This is a genomic window from Sodalis sp. RH24 (assembly GCF_047324145.1).
Classification (GTDB): Bacteria; Pseudomonadota; Gammaproteobacteria; order Enterobacterales; family Enterobacteriaceae; genus Acerihabitans.
The window spans coordinates 1,658,782-1,680,752 of sequence record NZ_CP178729.1 but is presented as its reverse complement, the minus strand read 5'-3'; the positions used below and the strand labels follow the sequence as shown (position 1 = coordinate 1,680,752).

General features: G+C 57.8%; 20 protein-coding genes. 5 read left to right on the top strand and 15 right to left on the bottom strand.

All coding sequences use genetic code 11. The features are described 5' to 3' along the window. Positions 1–745: 745 nt before the first annotated feature. Positions 746–1,993 (top strand): peptidase T, encoded by a 1,248-nt coding sequence (gene pepT, locus ACL2XG_RS07670; protein ID WP_413722436.1) that lies wholly within the window; start codon positions 746–748, stop codon positions 1,991–1,993. A gap of 89 nt (positions 1,994–2,082) precedes the next feature. Here pepT and ACL2XG_RS07665 read toward each other — a convergent pair whose 3' ends face one another. From ACL2XG_RS07665 to ACL2XG_RS07625, 9 genes are all read right to left on the bottom strand, one after another. After that, positions 2,083–3,204 (bottom strand): JmjC domain-containing protein, encoded by a 1,122-nt coding sequence (locus ACL2XG_RS07665; RefSeq protein ID WP_410015732.1) that lies wholly within the window; start codon positions 3,202–3,204, stop codon positions 2,083–2,085. A gap of 147 nt (positions 3,205–3,351) precedes the next feature. Continuing rightward, positions 3,352–4,818 carry a two-component system sensor histidine kinase PhoQ gene (phoQ, locus tag ACL2XG_RS07660; RefSeq protein WP_410015731.1) on the bottom strand — a complete coding sequence of 489 codons (1,467 nt, stop codon included), beginning with the start codon at positions 4,816–4,818 and terminating at the stop codon, positions 3,352–3,354. A gap of 5 nt (positions 4,819–4,823) precedes the next feature. Further along, on the bottom strand, positions 4,824–5,495 hold the full coding sequence (gene phoP / locus ACL2XG_RS07655) for a two-component system response regulator PhoP (RefSeq protein WP_162364562.1): 672 nt from the start codon (positions 5,493–5,495) through the stop codon (positions 4,824–4,826). 178 nt (positions 5,496–5,673) lie between these two features. Continuing rightward, positions 5,674–7,044 carry an adenylosuccinate lyase gene (gene purB, locus ACL2XG_RS07650; protein WP_413722438.1) on the bottom strand — a complete coding sequence of 457 codons (1,371 nt, stop codon included), beginning with the start codon at positions 7,042–7,044 and terminating at the stop codon, positions 5,674–5,676. Positions 7,045–7,069: 25 nt separating this feature from the next. Beyond that, positions 7,070–7,696, bottom strand: coding sequence for a high frequency lysogenization protein HflD (hflD, locus tag ACL2XG_RS07645; protein WP_410015729.1), 627 nt, complete (start codon positions 7,694–7,696; stop codon positions 7,070–7,072). Positions 7,697–7,848: 152 nt separating this feature from the next. After that, positions 7,849–8,958: a tRNA 2-thiouridine(34) synthase MnmA gene (gene mnmA / locus ACL2XG_RS07640; RefSeq protein WP_410015728.1), complete on the bottom strand. Its 1,110-nt coding sequence runs from the start codon at positions 8,956–8,958 to the stop codon at positions 7,849–7,851. Positions 8,959–9,079: 121 nt separating this feature from the next. Next, complete coding sequence (locus ACL2XG_RS07635) at positions 9,080–9,532, bottom strand: NUDIX domain-containing protein (RefSeq protein ID WP_413722439.1); 453 nt, start codon at positions 9,530–9,532, stop codon at positions 9,080–9,082. Between the two features lie 65 nt (positions 9,533–9,597). Further along, on the bottom strand, positions 9,598–10,200 hold the full coding sequence (rluE, locus tag ACL2XG_RS07630) for a 23S rRNA pseudouridine(2457) synthase RluE (protein ID WP_410016579.1): 603 nt from the start codon (positions 10,198–10,200) through the stop codon (positions 9,598–9,600). Between the two features lie 84 nt (positions 10,201–10,284). Further along, entirely contained in the window at positions 10,285–10,944 is a 660-nt protein-coding gene (locus tag ACL2XG_RS07625) for an MgtC/SapB family protein (RefSeq protein WP_410015726.1), read from the bottom strand. 581 nt (positions 10,945–11,525) lie between these two features. On the opposite strand from ACL2XG_RS07625, the gene ACL2XG_RS07620 reads away from it, so the two are divergent. Next, on the top strand, positions 11,526–11,795 hold the full coding sequence (locus ACL2XG_RS07620; protein ID WP_410015725.1) for a DUF1471 domain-containing protein: 270 nt from the start codon (positions 11,526–11,528) through the stop codon (positions 11,793–11,795). 134 nt (positions 11,796–11,929) lie between these two features. On the opposite strand, the gene ACL2XG_RS07615 is transcribed toward ACL2XG_RS07620, so the two are convergent. Further along, on the bottom strand, positions 11,930–13,051 hold the full coding sequence (locus ACL2XG_RS07615; RefSeq protein WP_410015724.1) for a mechanosensitive ion channel family protein: 1,122 nt from the start codon (positions 13,049–13,051) through the stop codon (positions 11,930–11,932). A 109-nt stretch (positions 13,052–13,160) separates the two neighbouring features. Then, positions 13,161–13,610: a DUF4385 domain-containing protein gene (locus ACL2XG_RS07610; protein ID WP_410015723.1), complete on the bottom strand. Its 450-nt coding sequence runs from the start codon at positions 13,608–13,610 to the stop codon at positions 13,161–13,163. A gap of 183 nt (positions 13,611–13,793) precedes the next feature. Between ACL2XG_RS07610 and ACL2XG_RS07605 the strand changes: the two genes are divergently transcribed. The 3 genes from ACL2XG_RS07605 (at position 13,794) to ACL2XG_RS07595 (ending at position 16,287) form a co-directional block, all read left to right on the top strand. Continuing rightward, positions 13,794–14,585 (top strand): SDR family oxidoreductase, encoded by a 792-nt coding sequence (locus ACL2XG_RS07605; RefSeq protein WP_413722440.1) that lies wholly within the window; start codon positions 13,794–13,796, stop codon positions 14,583–14,585. A gap of 139 nt (positions 14,586–14,724) precedes the next feature. Further along, the gene (locus tag ACL2XG_RS07600; RefSeq protein WP_413722441.1) at positions 14,725–15,690 is read left to right on the top strand and encodes a 2-hydroxyacid dehydrogenase; all 966 of its coding nucleotides are present in this window, start codon (positions 14,725–14,727) and stop codon (positions 15,688–15,690) included. A gap of 51 nt (positions 15,691–15,741) precedes the next feature. Further along, positions 15,742–16,287, top strand: coding sequence for a GNAT family N-acetyltransferase (locus ACL2XG_RS07595; protein ID WP_413722442.1), 546 nt, complete (start codon positions 15,742–15,744; stop codon positions 16,285–16,287). A 9-nt stretch (positions 16,288–16,296) separates the two neighbouring features. On the opposite strand, the gene ACL2XG_RS07590 is transcribed toward ACL2XG_RS07595, so the two are convergent. The 4 genes from ACL2XG_RS07590 to argG form a co-directional block, all read right to left on the bottom strand. Beyond that, complete coding sequence (locus ACL2XG_RS07590; protein WP_413722443.1) at positions 16,297–17,598, bottom strand: alpha/beta fold hydrolase; 1,302 nt, start codon at positions 17,596–17,598, stop codon at positions 16,297–16,299. Between the two features lie 58 nt (positions 17,599–17,656). Further along, the gene (locus ACL2XG_RS07585; RefSeq protein WP_413722444.1) at positions 17,657–18,937 is read right to left on the bottom strand and encodes an FAD-dependent oxidoreductase; all 1,281 of its coding nucleotides are present in this window, start codon (positions 18,935–18,937) and stop codon (positions 17,657–17,659) included. A 101-nt stretch (positions 18,938–19,038) separates the two neighbouring features. After that, complete coding sequence (locus tag ACL2XG_RS07580; protein WP_413722445.1) at positions 19,039–20,022, bottom strand: toxin glutamine deamidase domain-containing protein; 984 nt, start codon at positions 20,020–20,022, stop codon at positions 19,039–19,041. A gap of 230 nt (positions 20,023–20,252) precedes the next feature. After that, entirely contained in the window at positions 20,253–21,590 is a 1,338-nt protein-coding gene (gene argG / locus ACL2XG_RS07575) for an argininosuccinate synthase (RefSeq protein ID WP_410015716.1), read from the bottom strand. Between the last annotated feature and the right edge of the window lie 381 nt (positions 21,591–21,971).

The following is a 21,971-nucleotide window of genomic DNA, read 5'->3' as shown; positions in this document are numbered from 1 at the left end:
GAAACCTCCCCCAGCCAACACACGCCACCCCGCTGACGGCAAGCGCAACATCCCCCAGCCAACATATGCCGCCCCGCTGACGGCAAGCGCAACCTCCCCCAGCCAACATACGCCACCCCGCTGACGGCAAGCGCAACATCCCCCAGCCAACACACGCCACCCCGCTGACGGCAAGCGAAACCTCCCCCAGCCCACATATGCCGCCCGCTGACGGCAAGCGAAACCTCCCCCAGCCCACATACGCCGCCCGCTGACGGCAAGCGAAACCTCCCCCAGCCAACACACGCCACCCCGCTGACGGCAAGCAAAACCTCCCCCAGCCAACACACGCCACCCCGCTGACGGCAAGCAAAACCTCCCCCAGCCAACACACGCCGCCCCGCTGACGGCAAGCAAAACCTCCCCCAGCCAACACACGCCACCCCGCTGACGGCAAGCACAACATCCCCCAGCCAACATACGCCGCCCCGCTGACGGCAAGCGCAACCGCCGATCCCAGCCTACACACTATATGCCCCCCGCAGGCTGCCAATGGCATTCTCCGGCAACACCCCTTTCCCGCTAGGATATAAAATCATGCTTCAGGTCAAACCCCGCCGGTTTAGGTTCTGCCGGCAAACGGAATACGCTATGCTTAGGCAATTATGCTTTTTTGCAGGTCAAAACCATGAAAACTGACCTGACACAATATTTGCAAAATCATCGCTACCCATAATAGGTGCCAGTGATGCGACAGGCGGAAAAAATGGACAAATTACTCGATCGTTTTCTACATTACGTTTCCATCGATACCCAATCAAAACCGGGGGTTAAACAAGTCCCCAGCACCGAAGGGCAATGGAAACTGGCTCATGTGCTGCAGGAAGAGCTGTCCGCCCTGGGATTTGAACAGGTGACATTAAGCGATCATGGCTGCCTGATGGCGACGTTGCCTGCCAATGTCGCCTGGCCGGTGCCGGTTATCGGCTTTATTTCCCATATGGACACCGCCCCGGATTTTACCGGCAAACATGTCAATCCGCAGATCGTCGAGAATTATCGCGGTGGTGATATCGCCTTGGGCAACGGTGATGAAATACTCTCGCCGGTAATGTTTCCTGTTTTGCATCAGCTGATGGGCCATACCCTGATCACTACCGACGGCAAAACGTTGCTTGGGGCCGACGATAAGGCAGGCATAGCGGAAATCATTACCGCTATGGTGCGCATCAAGGAGAAACAGCTGCCCCATGGCGATATCCGTATCGGCTTTACCCCCGATGAGGAAGTCGGCAAAGGCGCGCAGTTTTTTGATGTCGAGCGTTTTGGCGCCCAGTGGGCCTACACCATGGACGGCGGCGGCATCGGTGAGCTGGAATATGAAAACTTCAACGCCGCGTCGGTGCTGGTAAAAATTGTCGGTAACAACGTGCATCCCGGCACCGCCAAAGGGGTAATGGTGAATGCCTTGACGCTGGCCACGCGCTTTCACCAGCGCATGCCCGCCGACGAAACGCCCGAGGCTACTGAAGGCTACGCAGGTTTTTATCACCTGAACAGTATGAAAGGCAGCGTCGACCGGGCGGAAATGCATTATATCGTGCGTGATTTCGACCGTCAGCGTTTTGAAGACCGCAAGCAGTTTATGATCACCACCGCCGAAGAACTGGGGAAGGGGCTACACCCGGATTGCTATATCGAACTGACTATTGAAGACAGTTATTACAATATGCATGAGCAGGTGGCGCAGCATCCGCATATCATCGAGCTGGCGCAGCAGGCCCTGCGCGAGTGCGGTCTGGAACCGATAATGAAACCGATCCGCGGCGGCACCGACGGCGCTCAGCTGTCGTTTCGCGGGCTGCCGTGTCCGAATTTATTTACCGGCGGGTATAACTACCATGGCAAACATGAATTTGCCTCGCAGGACGGCATGGAAAAAGCGGTGCGGGTGATTATGCGCATCGCCGAGCTGACCGCGTTGCGCGCGAAAGGCCTGCCGCATAAGGCATAAAGAAAAAGCCCGGTGGAAACCGGGCCTGGTGTACGTCGGCCTGCAGCGGGTTTGACAGCAACCCGCGCTAGAGGCTGCAATCCATTGTTTTAGTTCTTGAAATACCAATAGCCGCTATTGATCAGCGCCGTCAGCAATGCCAGGAACGAAGGATCATCCAGCGCCGCGCCAAACTGCGCGCCGCTAATGACATAAGCGCCGGCCAATACGGCCAGCGCCTGTTTATGCTGGGTGACAATCTGTTCGCCGTTGACATAACACTCTTCGCCAACTTTTAATACGCGCAGGCCGCCGAGACGGTGCAATTGGTCGCCCTGTTGCAGCAGATCGTATATTTCGCCGGCCTGGTAAGGCGGTTCCGGCGGGGCGATATCCAGCTCATGGCGCGACTGGGAAATAAACTCGCCAAACCAATGATTAAATCTGTCCGGCTGCTGAACCAGATCCATCATCATGGCGCGCAGCGCATCGATCTCCTCCGGCAGAACGGCGGACGGGTCGGCGCGCGGTGTCAGGGTGGGATCGCTATAGCGTTGGCTGCCCAGTTCCTGCGCCAGGACATAATCGGCAAAACCGCTGACCAGCTCACGGCCGCTGGGGGCGCGAAAGCCTACCGAATAGTTAAGCGCATTTTCCAGCGAATACCCTTCGTGCGGATAACCGGGCGGAATATACAGCATGTCGCCCGGCTCCATTTCTTCATCAATAATGGCGTCGAAAGGTTCTACCTGCAGCAGATCCGGATGTGGGCTGTGCTGTTTCAGCGCCTTTTTATCGCCAACCCGCCAGTGACGACGGCCCTGTCCCTGGATAATAAACACGTCGTACTGATCAAAATGAGGGCCGACGCCGCCACCGGGCACGGCGAAAGAGATCATCAGATCATCGATCCGCCAATCGGGCAATTGGCGGAAAGGGCGCATCAGCGCGGCGGAAGGTTCATGCCAATGGTCGACGGCCTGGACCAGCAGGGACCAGTTGGTCTCGCTCAGTTTATCAAAACTCTCAAAAGGCCCATGGCTGACCTGCCAGCGCCCGTCCTCATGGCTGACCAGGCGGCTGTCGACCTCGGTTTCCATTGCCAGGCCCGCCAGTTCATCCGGCGTTAAGGGATCGATAAAATTCTTGAAAGCGCGTTTAATGATGACCGGCCGCTTTTGCCAGTAGCGCTGTAAAAAGTCATTCCAGTCAAGATCGAGTTGATAATCCATAGCCTATTCCACCGTGAGGGACCCTGTCTGGATTATAACGGAAGCCGGTAGGCTACGGGGGTTAAATTATCCGACATGCCGCAAAATACCGCTATAAAATAGGCCAAGGACGCGCTTCTTTATCAAAATATAGGCCGCTTGCGTAGATCAGTCGTCGTCCTGGTAACCCTGCTGGCGCTTGAAGATCACTTCCACCAGGGCGCCCCCCAGCGCGCTTTCGCCGACGATGATATCGCCCTCATATTGCTCCAGGATTTCCGCCGCAACCGAGAGACCCAGGCCCTGTCCCGGGCGCAGGGTATCGGCGCGCTGACCGCGCTTGAAGATCAGGGTGCGTTTAGAAGCGGGAATGCCAGGTCCGTCGTCTTCGATAAGCAGGTGCAGCTCTTTTTCGTTCGCGCGCGCGCTGATCTCGACAAATTCCAAACAATATTTACAGGCATTGTCGAGGATATTGCCCATCACCTCCATGAAGTCGTTCTTTTCGCCGATAAAGGTCAGTTCAGGGGAGATGTCCAGTGAAATGGAGACCCCCTTGCGCTGATACACTTTGTTGAGCGCCGAGCACAGGCTGTCCAACAGCGCCGGTACGGAATGCAGTTCGCGGCTGAGCACGTTATGATCGGAATGCACGCTGGCACGGTGCAGGTAATAGCCGATTTGCTGCGAGATACGACTGATTTGCTCCAGCATGATCGGTTCCACCAGCTCGATATTGGTTTCCCTCCCGGTGCGCAGGGAGCGCAGCGTCGTCTGCAGCACCGCCAGCGGCGTTTTCAGACTATGGGTGAGATCCGACAGGGTGGAGCGGTATTTTTGGTAACGCTGGCGCTCATTGTTCAGCAGAATATTCAGGTTGCGCACCAGAATGCCCAGTTCGCGCGGCGGATTTTCATCCAGCCGGTCCCGTTCGCCGCCCTCCAGTTCGCGGACCTGCTGCACCAGGTCCTTGATCGGGCGCAGGCTCCAATGCGCCGCCAGCCACAGCAGCGGCACCACCAGCAGCAGGTTGGCCAGCAACACATAGCTGAACCACTCCCAGACCAGGTCGGTGCGCTGCAGTTCATGGGGAATGGTATCCACCACCACGATGGTCAGCGGGGGCAGCCGCCCGGTCGCCGGGTAACGATTCACCGCCACCGAGTGCGTCAGCGCGTTGCTGTCGCTGCTGTCGAAATCTTTCAGTTTGTCCTGCGCGGTGGGATTGTCGCCCAGCACCGCGCTGCTGGTGCGGGTATCGGTATCCAGCTCGAAATAGCCGGTTTTTGCCAGCCACTCGGGTTTCAGCCGTGTTTCCAGGGCCGGCACATAGCGCTGGCGCCAAAGGATTTGGCCTTTATCGTCATAGATGAGCACCAGGGCGGCAAAGTTAATGTCGATGTTGGGGGGAACGGCGATAGTCAGCTGGTTGTCTTTCCACTGCGCCAGGCTGAAGAACAGATTGCTTTCACCGCGCAGAAGGCGAAACGAGGTTTTGTCAAAGCTGACGCTGTAGCCGATGACCGCCACCATGCCGTAGCATAAGGAAAGCGCCAGAACCACGCAGGCGGTAGCCAGCAGGAATCTGACGCGAAGCGAGAAGGGCTTCTTATGTTGATAAGGGAAGTGGGCCATAGATCTTAATTAACATCAAAACGATAACCCTGCCCACGAACCGTTGTGATCACTTCATACGGATAATCGGCCTGCATTTTTTTTCGCAATCGCCCCATCAGGACATCGATAGTGTGACTTTCGCGCAATTCCGCGTCGGGATAAAGCTGCAGCATCAGGGAGTCCTTGCTGACTACTTTGCCGGCGTTGCGGATAAGCGTCTCGATGATGGTGTATTCAAACGCGGTCAATTTGATATGTTCGTTATTGATCATCAGTTCGCGGCGCGACAGATCAATCTGGAACGGCGGCAGGGTAATGACCTGCGAAGCCAGTCCGCTGTTACGGCGCATCAAGGCCTGCATGCGCGCCACCACTTCTTCCAGATGGAAAGGCTTGGTCACATAATCGTCCGCGCCCGCTTCCAGCACGGTGACTTTATCTTGCCAGCCCTCGCGCGCGGTGAGTACCAGAATGGGGATTTTTACCTGATGGGTGCGCCAGCGGCGTATCAGGCTCAAGCCGTCTTCATCGGGCAGGCCGAGGTCGACAATGGCGATATCAGGTGGGTGTTCATGCAAAAAATAATCCGCCTCTCTGGCATCGGCGGCGGCATCGACCTGATGACCCATTTCACGCATTTGTACTGTCAGGTGATGTCGAAGAAGAGAATTATCTTCTATAACCAGAACTCGCATCGCAACTCCTAAGTTAAAGCACCAGTAACGAGCCTGAATCACCCGTCTCTGCCAATCTGTAAAAACAATCCCCTGGGCTGATGGACGTCTTTTGGGAGAGTATCCCAGAGGATGGCTAAACTTATGTTCAACGGAGCTTTAACCGGAGCGTTCGCTAGGGCATTTCACACGCCGGGCATTATTTCAGCTCATCGACCATGGCAACGGCGCGTCCGATATAGTTGGCCGGCGTCAGCGTCTTCAGCCGGGTCTTTTCCTCTTCCGGCAGCGGCAGGCCGTCGATAAAGGCCTGGATGCCGGCGGCGTCAACGCGTTTGCCCCGCGTTAACTCCTTAAGTTTTTCGTAGGGTTTTTCAATGCCATAGCGGCGCATCACCGTTTGGATCGGCTCCGCCAGCACTTCCCAGTTCTGATCCAGCTCCGCCAGCAAACGATCGCCGTTGACTTCAAGTTTGCCGACGCCCTTGAGCGTGGACTGGTAGGCGATTAAGGCATAACCGATGCCGACGCCCAGGTTACGCAGCACCGTGGAGTCGGTCAGGTCGCGCTGCCAGCGTGAAATCGGCAGTTTGCCCGCCAGATGGCCCATGATGGCGTTAGCCATCCCCAGATTACCTTCGGAGTTCTCAAAATCGATCGGATTCACCTTGTGCGGCATGGTGGAAGAGCCGATTTCACCGGCCACGGTGCGCTGTTTAAAGTGGTTCAGGGCAATATAACCCCAGATATCGCGGTCGAAATCAATCAGGATGGTATTAAACCGCGCCATGCAGTCGAACAGTTCGGCTATATAGTCATGAGGCTCGATCTGGGTGGTATAGGGATTCCAGTGAATACCCAGCGAGGTGACGAATTCCTCACTGAACCGGTGCCAGTCCACCTGCGGATACGCCACGATATGGGCATTGTAGTTGCCCACGGCGCCGTTGATTTTACCGAGGATTTCCACCTGCGACAACTGCCGGTACTGACGCTCCATACGATAAGCCACGTTCGCCATTTCCTTGCCGACCGTGGACGGGGTGGCGGGCTGTCCGTGAGTACGCGACAACAACGGAATATCCCGGTACAAATGCGCCAGCGCCTTGATGCCGTCGATGATTTTACGCCAATAGGGCAGGATCACGTCCCGGCGGGCGGTTTGCAGCATCAGCGCATGCGACAGGTTGTTGATGTCTTCCGACGTGCAGGCGAAATGGATAAATTCGCTGACCGCGTGCAACGCCGGTACCGACGCCACCCGTTCCTTGAGGAAATACTCCACCGCCTTCACATCGTGATTCGTGGTGCGTTCGATGGTTTTGATGCGCGCGGCATCCTGTTCGCTGAAGTTGGCGGCCAAATCATCAAGGTAAGCGATTGCGTGGTTGTCAAATGCCGGGACTTCGCTGATATCGGCGCATGCCGCCAGTTTTTGCAGCCAGCGCACTTCCACCTGGACGCGGAATTTCAGCAAGCCATATTCACTGAAAATAGCGCGCAAGGCGTCGACTTTGTCGCCGTAGCGGCCGTCAACGGGGGAAACGGCGGTCAGTGAGGATAATTCCATCGATTGCGACTCCTGGGATAAGATTTCAACATTGTGCAAGGATTTGCCGGGCCTGTTCAAACAGGCGATTGCGGGCGAACATCAGTTGCAAACGGCCGCCGCCCACCTGTTGCCACAGCACGGCGGAACGAATGCCGGCCAGTAACGCTGCGCGCACCTTGGCCTGTACCTGCAGGTTCTGCAGCATGGCCGGGGCGCCGGTCACCTGGATACGTGGACCCAGCGGGCTGATGACGTCGACATAAATTGACGCCATGGCGCTTATCAGGGTCTCTGACATTAATTCGAAATGAGACAGCTGGCGGTCAAGCTGGCCGATGCGCTTCGCCAGTTCGTCCAGGGCGCCTTTATTGGCATGCAGTTTACGCTCCAGCACCATCAGGCTCAGGGTATAACGCGTTATCTCCGCTCCCACGCCTTCGCGCGAGGCGTTAAGCATGCCCGCCATGGCTTCCAGCCCGGGCTTGAGATTCGCCGGCCGGTCGCCGTATACCCTAAGCGTCGTGGGCGGGTTAAGATCAAGCAGGCTGCGCAGCGAGACTTCGAGCGCGTCGTCGTCGCACACGCCCTTATTGGCCAATTGCCGGACTAATAACGCGCTTTGGCAGATCCCGGCCAATGCCAGCGTAATATCATAATAATTCTTAGCCAAGGTTACTCCTGTACACTTCCCTGATGATGCGGCGGCGTTTAATCACGCATGGGGGCATTCAGCCGCCGGCCGGACTTATCCCGGCGATAAAATGGTTGTCGTGTCTTTGCCGCCGATCATGCCACAAATCGCGTGGTAAACCCAGATCAGGATCACTCCTGCAGCGGCAACCGGGCCTCGATAACGCCGCCGCCCAGGCACAGTTCACCCAGATAGAACACCGCCGACTGTCCGGGCGTGACCGCGGCCACCGGCGCGTCGAACAGCACGTTGATCCGCCCGTCCGCCAGCGGCTCTACCAGGCAGGGCACATCCTGCTGGCGGTAGCGGGTTTTCACCACGCAGCGCAGGGGACCGGCCAGGGGCCGCCTGTCCACCCAGTTCAGTTGCCCGGCGACCAGGCCCACCGACATCAGACGCGGATGCTCATGGCCTTGGGCCACCACCAGGATGTTATCATCCATCAGCTTGTCCACCACATACCAGGGCTCGTCATTGCCGTCACGGGTGCCGCCGATGCCCAGCCCCTTACGCTGGCCCAGGGTGTGGTACATCAGCCCCTGGTGCTCGCCGACCCGCTGTCCGTCCACCGTCAGGATCGGGCCGGGCTGGGCCGGCAGGTAGCGGCCGAGAAATTCGCGGAACCGGCGCTCGCCGATAAAGCAGATGCCGGTGGAATCTTTCTTGGCCGCGGTGATAAGTCCCAGCTCCGCGGCGATGCGCCTGACCTCCGGCTTGGCCAGTTCGCCCACCGGGAACAGGCACTGCGCCAGCTGGCTGTGGCCGAGGGTATATAAAAAATAACTCTGGTCTTTATTGTCGTCGAGACCGCGCAGCAGCTGGCTTTTACCCGCCTCATCCCGGCGGCGCACATAGTGGCCGGTGGCGATGAAATCAGCGCCCAGGTCCTCGGCGGCGAACTCCAGGAAGGCTTTGAACTTAATTTCTTTATTGCACAGCACATCGGGATTGGGCGTGCGCCCGGCCTTATATTCGGCCAGGAACAGTTCAAACACGTTATCCCAGTATTCGGCGGCGAAGTTCACCGTGTGCAGGGGAATGGACAATTTATCGCAGACCGCCTGCGCATCGGCCAGATCGCTTGCCGCGGTGCAGTATTCCTCATTGTCGTCCTCCTCCCAGTTTTTCATAAACAGTCCCTCCACCTGATAACCCTGCTGTTGCAACAGGTAGGCGGAAACGGAGGAATCAACACCGCCGGACATACCGACGATCACTTTAAGCTGACTGTTTTCTGACATGGGATTCTCACAAACGGGCGCGCGCGCCTTGATGTCACATTGCGCGCTGATGATACGAGGGGGCGGATTTTACCACGCCAGGCACCCCGCGCGCCACCGCGCCGGGGTGACGGAAAGAGCGTTAGAGCGCGAAGGGCCATTGAAACGCGGTGAGCATCTCCAGCGGATAGCGTTTATCCTGTTGATAGCACAGGATGCTTTGCGCCACCAGCGGCGAGCGCAGCAAATCCGAGGCCAGGATTTCATCCGCCGGCAGCCACAGGCAACGATCGATATCGTCGTCTTGGGGAATGGCGGTCATGCGCTCTGGTAAATCAATGGCGAATAAAAAGCGCAGAAACGGTGTCTTATCGGGCGCGATCCATTGATGGATGCGCAGCAGGGCCTGGGGCTGGGCGTGGATGCCCGCTTCCTCGTACAATTCGCGCCGCGCGGCCTGGATGATGGTTTCGTCCGCCTCCAGATGGCCCGCCGGCTGGTTCCAGCGGGGATTGCCATGAATGGTTTCCTCGACGATAAGGAAATGATTTTCCGCCTGGACTACACAGGCAACGGTGACATGCGGCTTGAACATGCGCGCTCCTTAACGCTTGCGGATTGCGGGATGCCCTGGTCGGGCATCCGTGATGGTACTTTTGCTTACAACTGCACTTCGCGCCATTCGCCCGGCGCCAGGTCCGCCAGGGTCTGATCCGCCATTTGATAGCGGATAAGCCGCAGGGTAGGGTGGCCGATATGGGCGGTCATGCGCCGGACCTGACGGTTACGGCCTTCATATAAAGTGATTTTAAGCCAGCAGGTAGGGATGGCCTTGCGCTCGCGGATAGGCGGCGTGCGCGCCCAGAGCCAGGCCGGCTCCTTCACGCGCTGCGCGCCGGCGGGCAGCGTGGGGCCATCGCTTAAAGTGACGCCGGTACGCAAGAGTTTTAACGCGGCGTCTTCCGGCTCGCCCTCCACCTGCACGTAATAAATCTTAGCCGTTTTTTCCGCCGGCTGCGTCAGCCGGGTCTTTAATTTGGCGTCGTTGGTCAGGATCATCAGTCCTTCGCTGTCGCGATCCAGGCGCCCGGCGGCGTAGATATCCGGTACCGGGATATAGTGTTTCAGCGTCAGGCGTCCGGCGTCGTCGGTAAACTGCGGCAGGACGTCGTAAGGTTTGTTGAATAAAATGACGCGCCTTGGCCCCCGCATCGGGGCGGGAGGACGGCGCGGACTGAATCGGGAAAGGCTATTATTTTTGATAAAAAGCTCGCCATAAGTGTGGGGTGGAGGGGATTGGCGGCATTATACTGCAAAACGGCCAGAATGCGGTTAGCTTTGGCGGGGCTAGCGAATGTCAATCTTATGCATCCCCTCAACGCCCAGCAACTGGCGATAGACTTCCACCGGTTTATAGCGGGTGCGCATCATGACTTCCAGCGTCATTTTGCAGTCTTTGGCGTCGTTCTCGTTACGTACTACCGACGACCGCACCACACGGATATGCAGTTTTCTCAAGGCCTGCATGGCGAGTTCAATGCTGGCGGGGGACAGCGACAGCATGATCATATAGCGCCGCCCGATAAGCCGGTTGCTTAATTGGCGAATGCCCTCGAGCACCAACAGTGTCATCAGGGTGCCGAAAATGCCGATGGCGTACATGCCGCTGCCGACAATCAGTCCGATGGCGGCGGTGACCCATAGCCCGGCCGCCGTGGTCAGGCCGCGGACGAACTGCTTATTGAGCATAATGGTGCCGGCGCCGAGAAATCCGATGCCGCTCACCACCTGGGCGGAGATCCGGCTAGGGTCGAGGGTGATATTATGGCTGTCCGCCAGAAGGTCGGCAAAACCGTATTTGGAGACAATCATAAACATCGCGCTGCCGATACATACCAGGATATGGGTACGCAACCCCGCCTCCTTGGCCCGAAGCTGGCGTTCCACCCCGATCAATGCGCCTAACCCGCCGGCCAGGGCGATACGCAGCAATAATTCGGTATCCATGTTATCTCCTTAAACATTGATATTGCACACCCGTCAATTTTATGCGGATACAGGCTAAGTATCGGATTTACCGGCGGGTTCATCAATAAAGGAATATGTTGAAATTTGTTACCAAACCGCTTGCGGCGGTCAGGGGCGTTCTCGGCGGGAAATGGGACACGGCCTTGTCATTAATATAATGCCGATTATAAATACCATTGTAATATTCAAACCATCTGTGAGCCAATGTATCTTATTAAGGTAAATATTTGTCAACGCTGTATAACGCTGACATGAACCCTTCTCGGTGAGAATGGGCATAGATTTAAAATATGATGATTTTCAATAGTAAAAAAAAGAGAGGCCCGCTTGGCTGTAAATTAAAGGGGGAAAGGAGACGTATAAACTTTGTTAATATATGGCCACCGTTAAATTAAGTTACATTCACCCGATATCAGTGGATGCCGTCCTGGCCTACTCTTATTTTTACCGCTATACCGTTCTGGTGTAACGCTGTTATTACCAAGCCTCGATGATCGCACCGCGCCGGCACCAGAAAACGGCGCGGGGGCCGATGATCCCGTCTCACTGAGGACCTGATTATGAAACTATTACCCTATCTATTTACCGCCATCGTCGCCGGTATCTCTTTTTCCAGTCAGGCTGCGCAGGAAATCAACCAGCAGCAGGCGGCCGGGCATCAAAGCATCGGCACGGTGTCAGTGTCCGGGCTGGCCGGTTCCACCGACGACGCGGTGCACGCGCTGCGGCAAAAGGCCAGGGAGGAAAATGCCCCTTACTACCGTATTATCGGCGTGGATAACCCGGGTGATTCCAGCACGTGGTCGGGCGATGCCGAATTGTATCGCTGAATATTTCGTGACGACGCGCCCCGCGCCTGCGCGGGGATACGCGCCGGTGATCCCGGCCGGTAGACCCGCGGCAGCGTGGCTGTCCCCGGCCGGCATTATCAACACGCTTCCTGTCTTTTATATCCCGGCGTGATTTACTGCGGCGCCGCCGTCTTTTCCTGCAATCCTGGCTCCAGTACCTTTATCTGCGGGAATTCCCTTTCGGTAAATAAAATATTTTGCGTGGGTATCGCCAGCTTGATATCCATTTTTGCCAGTTCCTCCATCAGGCGAATATTGATTTCCTGCTGGATATCCATGTATTTATTATAATCGGCGCTGGCGACGATATGCACCACTTCATAGGTCAGGCGGAAATTATCGAATGACAGGAAATGCGCGCGGTCAAAACGGGTTTCCTCAATCTCTTCGATAATGCGTTTAATCATCGGCCCCACCAGGCGCAGCTTATCCGGGGGCGTGGAATAGGCCAGGCCGAAGGTGAACACGATGCGGCGTGTCTGCATGCGCTTATAGTTATGGATGGTCTGCTGCAGCAGTATGGCGTTGGCGCAGACAATCTGTTCGCCGCTCAGGCTGCGGATACGGGTGGTTTTCAGCCCGATATGCTCGATGGTGCCGGCGATATCATTGAACACCACGAAGTCGCCAATAACAAAGGGCTTGTCAAAACCGATGGCCAGCGAGGCGAACACATCGCTCAGCACGGTCTGGATCGCCAGCGCAATGGCGATACCGCCGACGCCGAGGCTTGCCACCAGCGCGGTGATATTGACGCCCACATTGCCGAGGATGGACAGCAGCATCAGCGCCCATATCAACAAACGAATCATTACCCCCAGGATCACCATGGTCACGGTATTGCGCACCGCGCCGGGCTGATTGACCACCTTTTGCGACCAGACATGGGCGGCGCTGTCCAGCCACAGGGCAATCTGGATGGCGAATACCAGGAACCAGCCGTGCGCCAGGGCGCTGTGCCATGTGCCGGGCAGCTCGATAAAACGCATGCTGATCAAAAACGCGGTGCACAGAATCAGCAACCGCTTGGTATTGTCCAGCATCTCAACCGCAATTTGGTACAAGGCGCTGTGCCGCCCGGTGCTCCACTGCTTCACCCGGCGACCCACCAGTTGGATCGTGCGCGAGATAATCCAGTGGATGATCAGGGTGGCGGCGATAATAATGGCGATGTTCAGCCAAAAATCGCCGGAGGTGATAAGGCGGAAAAAATTCAGGTTCCTCAACATCTCCATTCGGTGTCTCCCAAGTTGACCATCAAAAATACAAACCCATTATAAAAATTATAGTGATGACAAAGTGGCACATCATCAGCGAGGCGGCAAATGGGGGCTGGGCACGCGGTCAGCCGTACAACCGCTGATGATGTTTTTTGCGTTGCTGGTAATCCTCATCCGCGCGCAGCAGATCCCAATAGTGTTTAAATACCGCGGCGGCATCGGCTTTTTGCCTGTCAACGATGTAAGGCAGCACGGTGCCGTCGGCGGCGTATTTTTTGCCGCCCTGATGATTGGCGTAACGCCGGGCGCGGGTATAGCCCATCTGGATAAATTTGCGCGCCATATCCATGCCGACAAAATCATCCTGGCGGCGGTATTGCTCGAAAAGAGCATGGATTTTTTCCGCCGACGTCCTGGCGATAGCGGCGTTTTTAAAACGCCAGTGCGGCAGAATCTCGCTTTTATAAGGCTCGACCAGCAGTACGCCCTGCTCGCCGCGGCCTACCTGATACCGTTCGGGATGGCGGCGGAAATCCGTATTGGCAAAATCCTGTTGGTAATTAAAGGGGCACATAACGTAGTACGTTTTCTGAGGTTTTTCTAAGGATAGCCAAAGGGTAAAAAAATGTCTCTCCAGCCGCCGCCCAGACGTCCCGCCGCGTTCCGGAAGATTCCGGCTGAAAGGCTATACTTTTGAAACCGACAATTGTCCTGAAACGATAAAGATATTCGCGTCGGTTTATCAGAGGAGAGCACCATGACTCAGTCTGCAAGCAACGTCGCCGTGGTCACGGCATCGGACTCGGGGATCGGCAAAGCCTGTGCCATCGCCTTGGCAAAACAGGGTTTTGATATCGGCATTACCTGGCATTCAGACCAGCGTGGGGCTGAGGATACCGCCGGTGAAGTGTTAAAACTTGGCCGCAAGGCCCAGGTATTGCAGCTGGATCTGACCCAGTTGCCCGCCGCGGCGGAGGTTATTGACCAGTTCAGCCGGTCTTTCGGCCGTCTTGATATGCTGGTAAATAATGCCGGGGCCAGCGCCGGTGCGCCGTTTCTGGATTTGTCCTACGAAGATTGGCGCTCGACGTTCTCCATTGTGCTGGACGGCGCTTTTCTTTGCGCGCAGCGCGCCGCAAGACACATGGTCAAACAAGGGCAGGGCGGGCGGATAGTCAATATCACGTCTGTTCATGAACATACCCCATTGCCCGCGGCCGTCGCCTATACGGCGGCAAAGCACGGGCTTGGCGGCCTGACCAAATCCATGGCGCTGGAATTATCTCCCTACGGCATACTGGTCAACGCGGTGGCGCCCGGCATGATAGCCACGCCAATCAATGATATGCGCGAAGAGGATGCCTGGACCGCCAAAGAGCCCGGCATCCCTTTGGGACGCCCGGGCCATGTCGATGAAATAGCCTCGATGGTTGCCTGGCTGGGGTCCGAAGGCGCCGCCTATACCACTGGACAATCGTTTATTATCGATGGCGGCTTTATGCTGGTGAATCCCCAGTTCAAGGCGCAAAAAGCGCAGGCAGGGAAATAAGCGCCGGGCTACCCTAAAGGCGTGTTCAGTAAACGGCATCGGCCTGAAGACGTCAGGCGCTATTTAAGAGCATGGCTACTTTTATGCGTCAACTATCTCATGTATGGTTATAAATATGCTTCGTTTTCTCCTGTGACCTATGCCTATTTCGTTATTGCTGCATGTCGATATCCCCGCCGCGTTCCGTCCCGCCTTCGAGCAGGCCGGTTTCCGCCTGTGTCCCGCGTTGCGCGAGAACGAGCATAGTCCGATCCTGCCGGCTGACGGCAGTATCGATCCGGCCAGGGTGGAGGCCGTGCTGACCATCGGCTCCATCGGCCTGAGCGCGGCGCATATCGCCGCGTTGCCTAACCTGCGGCTGATTTGCTGTCAGGGGGTGGGATTTGAAAAGATCGATCTGGACGCCGCGCGGGCGCGCGGCATTATGGTCACCAACGGCGCCGGCACCAACGACACCGCCGTCGCCGACCACGCGGTGGCGCTGCTGGCGGCGATAGTGCGCAATATCCCCGACCTCGATCGCGCGGTCCATCGCGGGGAATGGCAGCAGGCGCGGCGAACCCGGCCGCAGTTGACCGGGCGGCGCGTGGGGATCTTGGGCCTGGGCAATATCGGCCTTAAAATCGCCCAACGCTGCGCCAGGGGGTTTGATATGGACGTGGCCTACCATAGCCGCACACCGCGCGCCGACAGCGATTACCGCTATTGCGACAGTCTGGACGCGCTGGCGCGCTGGGCGGATTTCCTGGTGGTATGCACGCCGGGAGGCGCGGCGACCCGGCATTTGATCAATGCCCAGGCGCTTACGGCGCTGGGTGCGGACGGTTTTTTGGTCAATGTGTCCCGCGGCAGCGTGGTGGATACCGGGGCGCTGATCGCGTGCCTGCGCCGCCGCGCCATCGCCGGCGCCGCGCTGGATGTGCTGGAGGGTGAGCCGGAAGTGCCCGCCGCGCTGCTGGCATTGGACAATATTATCCTGACGCCCCATGTGGCCGCGCGCTCGCCGGAGGCGCTGGACGCCATGTTTGAACGGGTGCTGGAGAATTTAACCCGCTTTTTCGCTGGCCGGCCGGTGTTGACGCCGGTGCCGGGCATGGCGATATAATCTTTCAGGCTCAAGACGCTCAACGTCTTTTTGTCATAATAAGGAACCGGCATGCTGGATTACCGTGAACTTATCAGTCCCCCCTCGCTCATGCTCGCGTTACAACAAGAAAGCGACGCGCAGGCCCTTTTTGATCTGGTGCATGCCGAGCGTCAACGGCTGGGCCGCCATTTGTCCTGGCCGCCGCTGATTAATAACGTCGGCGATACCCTGGCCAATATCCGCCATAACCGCGCCGATTTCGCCGCCGGCCGTTCGGCCGTGTATGTGGTGCGCTGGGATGGGGATATCGCTGGCATCCTCTCCTTTAACACTATTAATGATAAACAGGCGGAAATCGGGTATTGGCTGGCCGCGCGCTTTGAAGGCAGGGGCGTGATGTCGCGGGCCGTTAAGGCATTGATGTACTGGTATGGCGAAACGGGCAAGCTGGACACTTTTATCATCCGCTGCGGGGTGGCAAACCGCCCCAGCAACCGGCTGGCCCAGCGGCTGGGGTTTGAATTCGATTATTGCCAGGTGCGGGCGGAAAAAATCGGCGATCGCTATGTCGATCATAATGTCTATTGCCTGCAGTATCGACCAGGCCAGGACTAGCGGTCCGCTTTAGCGGATGGCCCCGCCGTGCAGGCGGATATCCTCCATGAGCCGGGTTAGCACCGACGCCGACTGGCGCAGGCCGTCGTGCTGGTATTCATTGGTCACCCAGGCCTGCAGGTTGCCGACCCTGGCGGCGGTATCCAGCGATAGCCCGGCATCGACAAACATATCGTCATGATAGATAGCCGCGGCCACCGGCACCTCGTTGGCCGCCAGCCGCAGCGGATCGTACAGGGGCGGATAGCCGCCGCGTTCGGCCAGTATCCCGGCCACCTCGCGGAAGGGGCGCAGCGATCGGATCTCTTCGAACATCCAGGGATACATCATCTCGCCGGTGAACAGCAGCGGGCGGCGCTGCGGGGAAAATTCGGGAAACGACGCCCGGATGCGCTCTGCGCTCCAGCGGCTGGCCTGTTCGCCTTGGCCGTAGATAATTTCCTGCAGCACGGCGTAGAGCGGGTTACCGTCATAGGAGGTCAGCGCCATGACCGCGGCGAGGAAATGGTCGGATAAGCGCGTTTCCTCCACGTCGCTGAAGGCTTCCTCCACCAGCCAATGAATATTTTCAAACCCCGGCGCCAGGCCGAAATCGTTGCCCAGGGTTTGCAGGCGGCGCACGCTCAGGCGATCGCCGTCCGGCAGGTGGATATCCTGCGCCGCGATAGCGTCCGCCAGCCGGGCGATGCGCGCACCATCATCCGGGTAGCGCCGGTAGTACTTCTCATTTTTTGCGGCGACCCGGGGATAGGTGCGGCGATAGACTTCATCCGCATCGGCGTCCAGCCCGGCCAGGCCGCCGGTAATATAGCAGGCCGCCAGGCCTTGCGGCGCCATGGAGAGGTAGCTTAAGGCGATAAAACCGCCATAGCTTTGTCCAAGGATTTCCCAGCGGCCGCCGCCGAATACGCGATCGCGCAGGTATTCGTAGTCGCGCACGATACTGTCGGCGCGAAACAGCCAGAGATAATCCGCGGCGGCGCCGGCATGCGCAAACGCGGCCAGGGTGGCGGTTTCCACCCGCGTGCTGCGGCCGGTGCCGCGCTGGTCGATTAGGATCACGCGGTGGGTTTTCAGCGCCTGCGCAAGCCATACCGGCCCGCCGGCGGACGGGCGCGGCCCTTTGCCGCCGGGGCCGCCCTGGATATAGGCCAGCCTGGGTAAATCAGCGTCGCGCTGCATCGGATCAACCACTTCACGGGCGAACACCTTGATGGTGCGGCCGTCGTCGGGATGCGCCCAGTCCAGCGGCACCGTGACCAGGCGATCGCGGATCAGCATGCCGGGAATAATGAATTCGGACAAAATCAATATCGTCTCCTTGTGGAATAAATGACCGGATAACGGCCGGGCGGGTGCCTGCCGGTGTCTACCGGGGGGATCCGGGCGTCGCCGACGGCAAGGGCCGGGGAAGCTCGCGGCGAAAACCCAGGCCGATAATGCGGCCGGCGATCGCCGGCACCCAGGGCTGACGCCGCATCCAGCCGCCGATGGCGGATGGTTTGCGCGCGGGATCCCGCGGCCGGCTGTTTTTGCCGGTGAGCATAATTTGCAGCGATTGTAACGCCCAGGTGGGAAAACGCCTGCGCCGCTGCACCTTATTTAACTGACGCAAGGTGACCCGGCCCCGCGACAGCGGAAAGCTGAGAAGATTGGCCGTCGCCACGGCATCCTGGATGGCCAGATTAACGCCGACGCCGCCGATGGGCGACATGGCATGGGCGGCATCGCCGATGCACAAGACCCCCGGCGCGGCCCAGCGCTGCAGACGATCGATGCGTATCACCAAAAGTTTAAGCTGCGACCAGTCGGCGACGGCGCCGGCCAGGCGGTCATAACCGAACGGCGCGACCTCCGCCACCCGCCGCAGCAGGGCCGCCAGTCCTTCCCCGCGCAGGGTGTCAAAACTGCCTTTGGCGATGCTATAGCCGCACTGCCAGTAGTCGCCGCGATCGAGCATGATAAAATTATTTTTCGGGCCGCCGTGGCCGCTGGCCTGTTGCGTGTCGTCGGCCTGCTTGGGCAGCCGCAGCCATATCACGTCGCGCGGCGCGCCGAATTCACGTACCGGCAGGCCGGCGGCGGCGCGTACCATGGATTGCCGTCCGTCGCCGCCCACCACCAGGGCGGCGTGGATACGCAGCGTGATACCGTCCTGCCCGGTCGCCAGCACGCCGCGCACTTGCCCGCCGGCAGTAAGCAGTTCCCGCGCCGTGGTGGCGCGCAGCAGCGTAAAGCACGGCAGGGCTTCGGCGCGCTGCGCCAGGAAATTAAGAAATTCCCACTGCGGCATAAACGCCATAAATTTACACCGGGTCGGCAGGCGGGAAAAGTCCGCCAGGGTCACGGTCTCGCCGTGGAATTCGCCGCGCAGTTTCTCCACCCGCTGGTGCGGCAGCGCCAGGAAGTCCGTCAGCAGACCGAGATGATGCAGTATCTCAAGCGTCGAAGGATGAATGGTGTCGCCGCGGAAATCGCGCAGGAAATCAACATGTTTTTCCAGCACCGTGACGGCGACGCCGGCCCTGGCCAGCAGGTAGCCCAGCATCAGGCCGGCCGGCCCGCCGCCGACGATACAGCAGCCGGTATGGATATCCGGCCGGGGCGTGTCGCCGGTGGACAGGTCAGGACGGGAAGGATTCACAGCCATAATAGGTGCCGCGGCAATAAAATGATGATAATTGATAATACGTATCAATTATCATCTTGCAAGTGAATCAGCGCCAGAACGGGCCGGCGCCAGGATGCGGCTTACCGTTTTGCGGATAGGGGGAAGCCGATATCGGCCAGGGTAATAGCGCCCTCGTCGGCCGACATCGGGCCGATAAACCGCAGCAGCTTCTGATATTTGGTGCCCTGATCAAGGGTGCCATCGAGGGGGATGTGAATTTTTTTCTGCGCGTCAATCAGATGGAGGGTATCGCCGGCTTTGACAATATTGACGGCGTGCCCGTCCACCGAGCTGAACAGCTTGTACCAGGACGGTCTCCTCAAGGCCACTACCGCATTAATATCGCCGCAATTCTTGAGTTTATCGGCTAACTGCGCGACCGAGTCGTATCGCGTCATGGCGACGTCCTGGCAGGTTTCAAACGTATTGAGGCTACCGCCGCGCATATCGGGTATGGCACCGTGTAATGTGCCCGTTTTAAACGTGTCAGCCACCGCGGTGGCGCATGACACGCAATTGGTTTGACCCACGCCATGAAACCCCAGCCAGGAGGCGACGGTGGCCAGCGGCCTTAACCAAAACGGCGGTCTGCCGCGATGGTTAACCTCCGTGAGCAGCGTATCTTGGATATAGGTTTCGAGACGGATGTTATAAATGGCATTTTTCCCCGAAGATTGTCGAAACTCTGGCGGTTGAAGGCCACCCGGCAGCTCGGTATTGCGGCAGAGTGCTTTAACGGGAGACGTGTCGCCCGCGCCTGGCGCCGGAACGTCAAAAATGCAAAATTCATCCTCTTCGTTGCTCGTGTCAGGGCCGGGGAGGGGCGCCGCTTCATTCAGCCCTTGCTGCACGATGGCCTTTGACCAAACCGCGGCGTGCTTCGACCCCGGATTATCCACAGAATGTGATGTGCTATCGAGAATTTCTTTATTAAGTGAAGTGGTGCCGCCGTTATTGATAGCGGTGATTTTGTTGGTTAAGGAAGTCCCATTATTACCATTGATGGAAGAAAGGGCATTATCCGTTGGCAGGTAATTTGTAGCGTTCTCGTTTTCAATAAGCATGGTAACTATTTCTGCAAAGTAATAAACCATGCCTTTAATACGCTAAAAATAACGCGGAGTAAAATAAATCGGGTTTTATGGAAATTGAATTTACTGTAGCTATATTGTTAGGGTAAATAAATTAAATACAAAATGAACGATATTTGACGTGGATTATTAACGGTGGCAGGCGGTGCGGCTGATAACCCACGCTGATAATACAGCGCCGGTTATCAGAAAATATCATACTATTATTTGCCGGTCTTATCCTGCAGCTGCGGCAGGCCGCTGTTGTCGCTGGCGGACAGCAGGCCGGTGCTCATATAGTTGATCAGCTTTTCGCGGGTATCGGCGATATCCAGGTTGCGCATGGTCAACTGGCCGATACGGTCTTCCGGCGAGAAGACGGAATCGCCTTTTTCCATGGTCAGGCGCTCCGGCATATAAGTCAGGTTATCCGATACGGTATTAAGAATGGAATAATCGTTGCCGCGGCGCAGTTCCAGCGTGACTTCGCCGGTGATCTCGCTGGCGATCCAGCGCTGCGACGAGTCGCGCAGCATCAGCGCCTGGGAATCGAACCAGCGGCCCTGGTAAAGCAGGCGGCCGAGCTGGCGTCCGTTGGCGTGATATTGCGCGATGGTATCCTCATTATGGATGCCGGTCACCAGGCGTTCATAGGCGATATGCAGCAGCGCCATGCCGGGGGCCTCATAGATGCCGCGGCTCTTGGCTTCAATAATGCGGTTTTCAATTTGGTCGCTCATGCCCAGCCCGTGGCGGCCGCCCACCCGATTGGCCTCCAGCATCAGCTCGACCTGATCGCTGAAGACGACGCCGTTAATCGCCACCGGCAGGCCGCGCTCAAAGCGCAGCGTCACTTCTTCCGCCGTGACCCGCACGCTTTCGTCCCAGAATTTGACGCCCATGATCGGATTGACGATTTTTACGCTGGAATTAAGAAACTCCAGTTCCTTGGCTTCATGGGTGGCGCCAAGGATGTTGGAATCGGTGGAGTAGGCTTTTTCCGCCGACATTTTATAATCGAACCCGGCCTGGGCCATAAATTCCGACATTTCATGGCGCCCGCCCAGCTCATCGATAAAGTCGGTGTCCAGCCAGGGTTTATAGATTTTCAGCTCGGCATTGGTCAGTAAACCATAACGATAGAAGCGCTCGATATCGTTGCCTTTGTAGGTGCTGCCGTCGCCCCAGATATTGACCCCGTCTTCCTTCATGGCGGCCACCAGCATGGTGCCGGTGACGGCGCGGCCCAGCGGTGTGGTGTTAAAGTAGGTGACGCCGGCGGTGCTGTTGTGAAAGGCGCCGCACTGCAGCGCGGCGATGCCCTCCGCCACCAGTTGCCGGCGACAATCGATAAGGCGGGCCTTTTCCGCGCCGTAGGCCAGCGCCTTGCGCGGGATGGCGTCGTAATCGTCCTCGTCCGGCTGGCCCAGATTGGCGGTATAGGCATAAGGGACCGCCCCTTTCTGGCGCATCCACAGCAGCGCGGCGCTGGTATCCAGGCCCCCGGAGAAGGCGATACCTACGCGTTGGTTGACCGGAAGGTGCCTGAGAATCGTTTCCATTAATTAAGCCCTATAAGAAAAGTACAGCAAAATGTGCCATCGCCCGTCATCGCGTCACCCCTGGGATCCTCGATGCGAGCCAATCCTTTTTGCCATCAGATGATACCTTCATCTTAAGGAAACTGAAGCGTAAACGCTACCCTGCAATGCATTGCCCGCGCGCCGGTGGCGATGCGCCGGTTTTTATCCCGACGGCCCGCTGCCGGTAGGGGGCGCTTGGCAATAGAACCTTGGGGGAGGAAGCCATGAAAGAATAAGGGGTGGGAAATAATAAAGAAAATATTCCACCCCGTGTCGCCACCGGGTGGAATAGCTTTTGCCTTTGTAAGGATAATCCTATTCTTAATGAAATAGGCGCAACCGTTTTCTGGCTTTGATTTC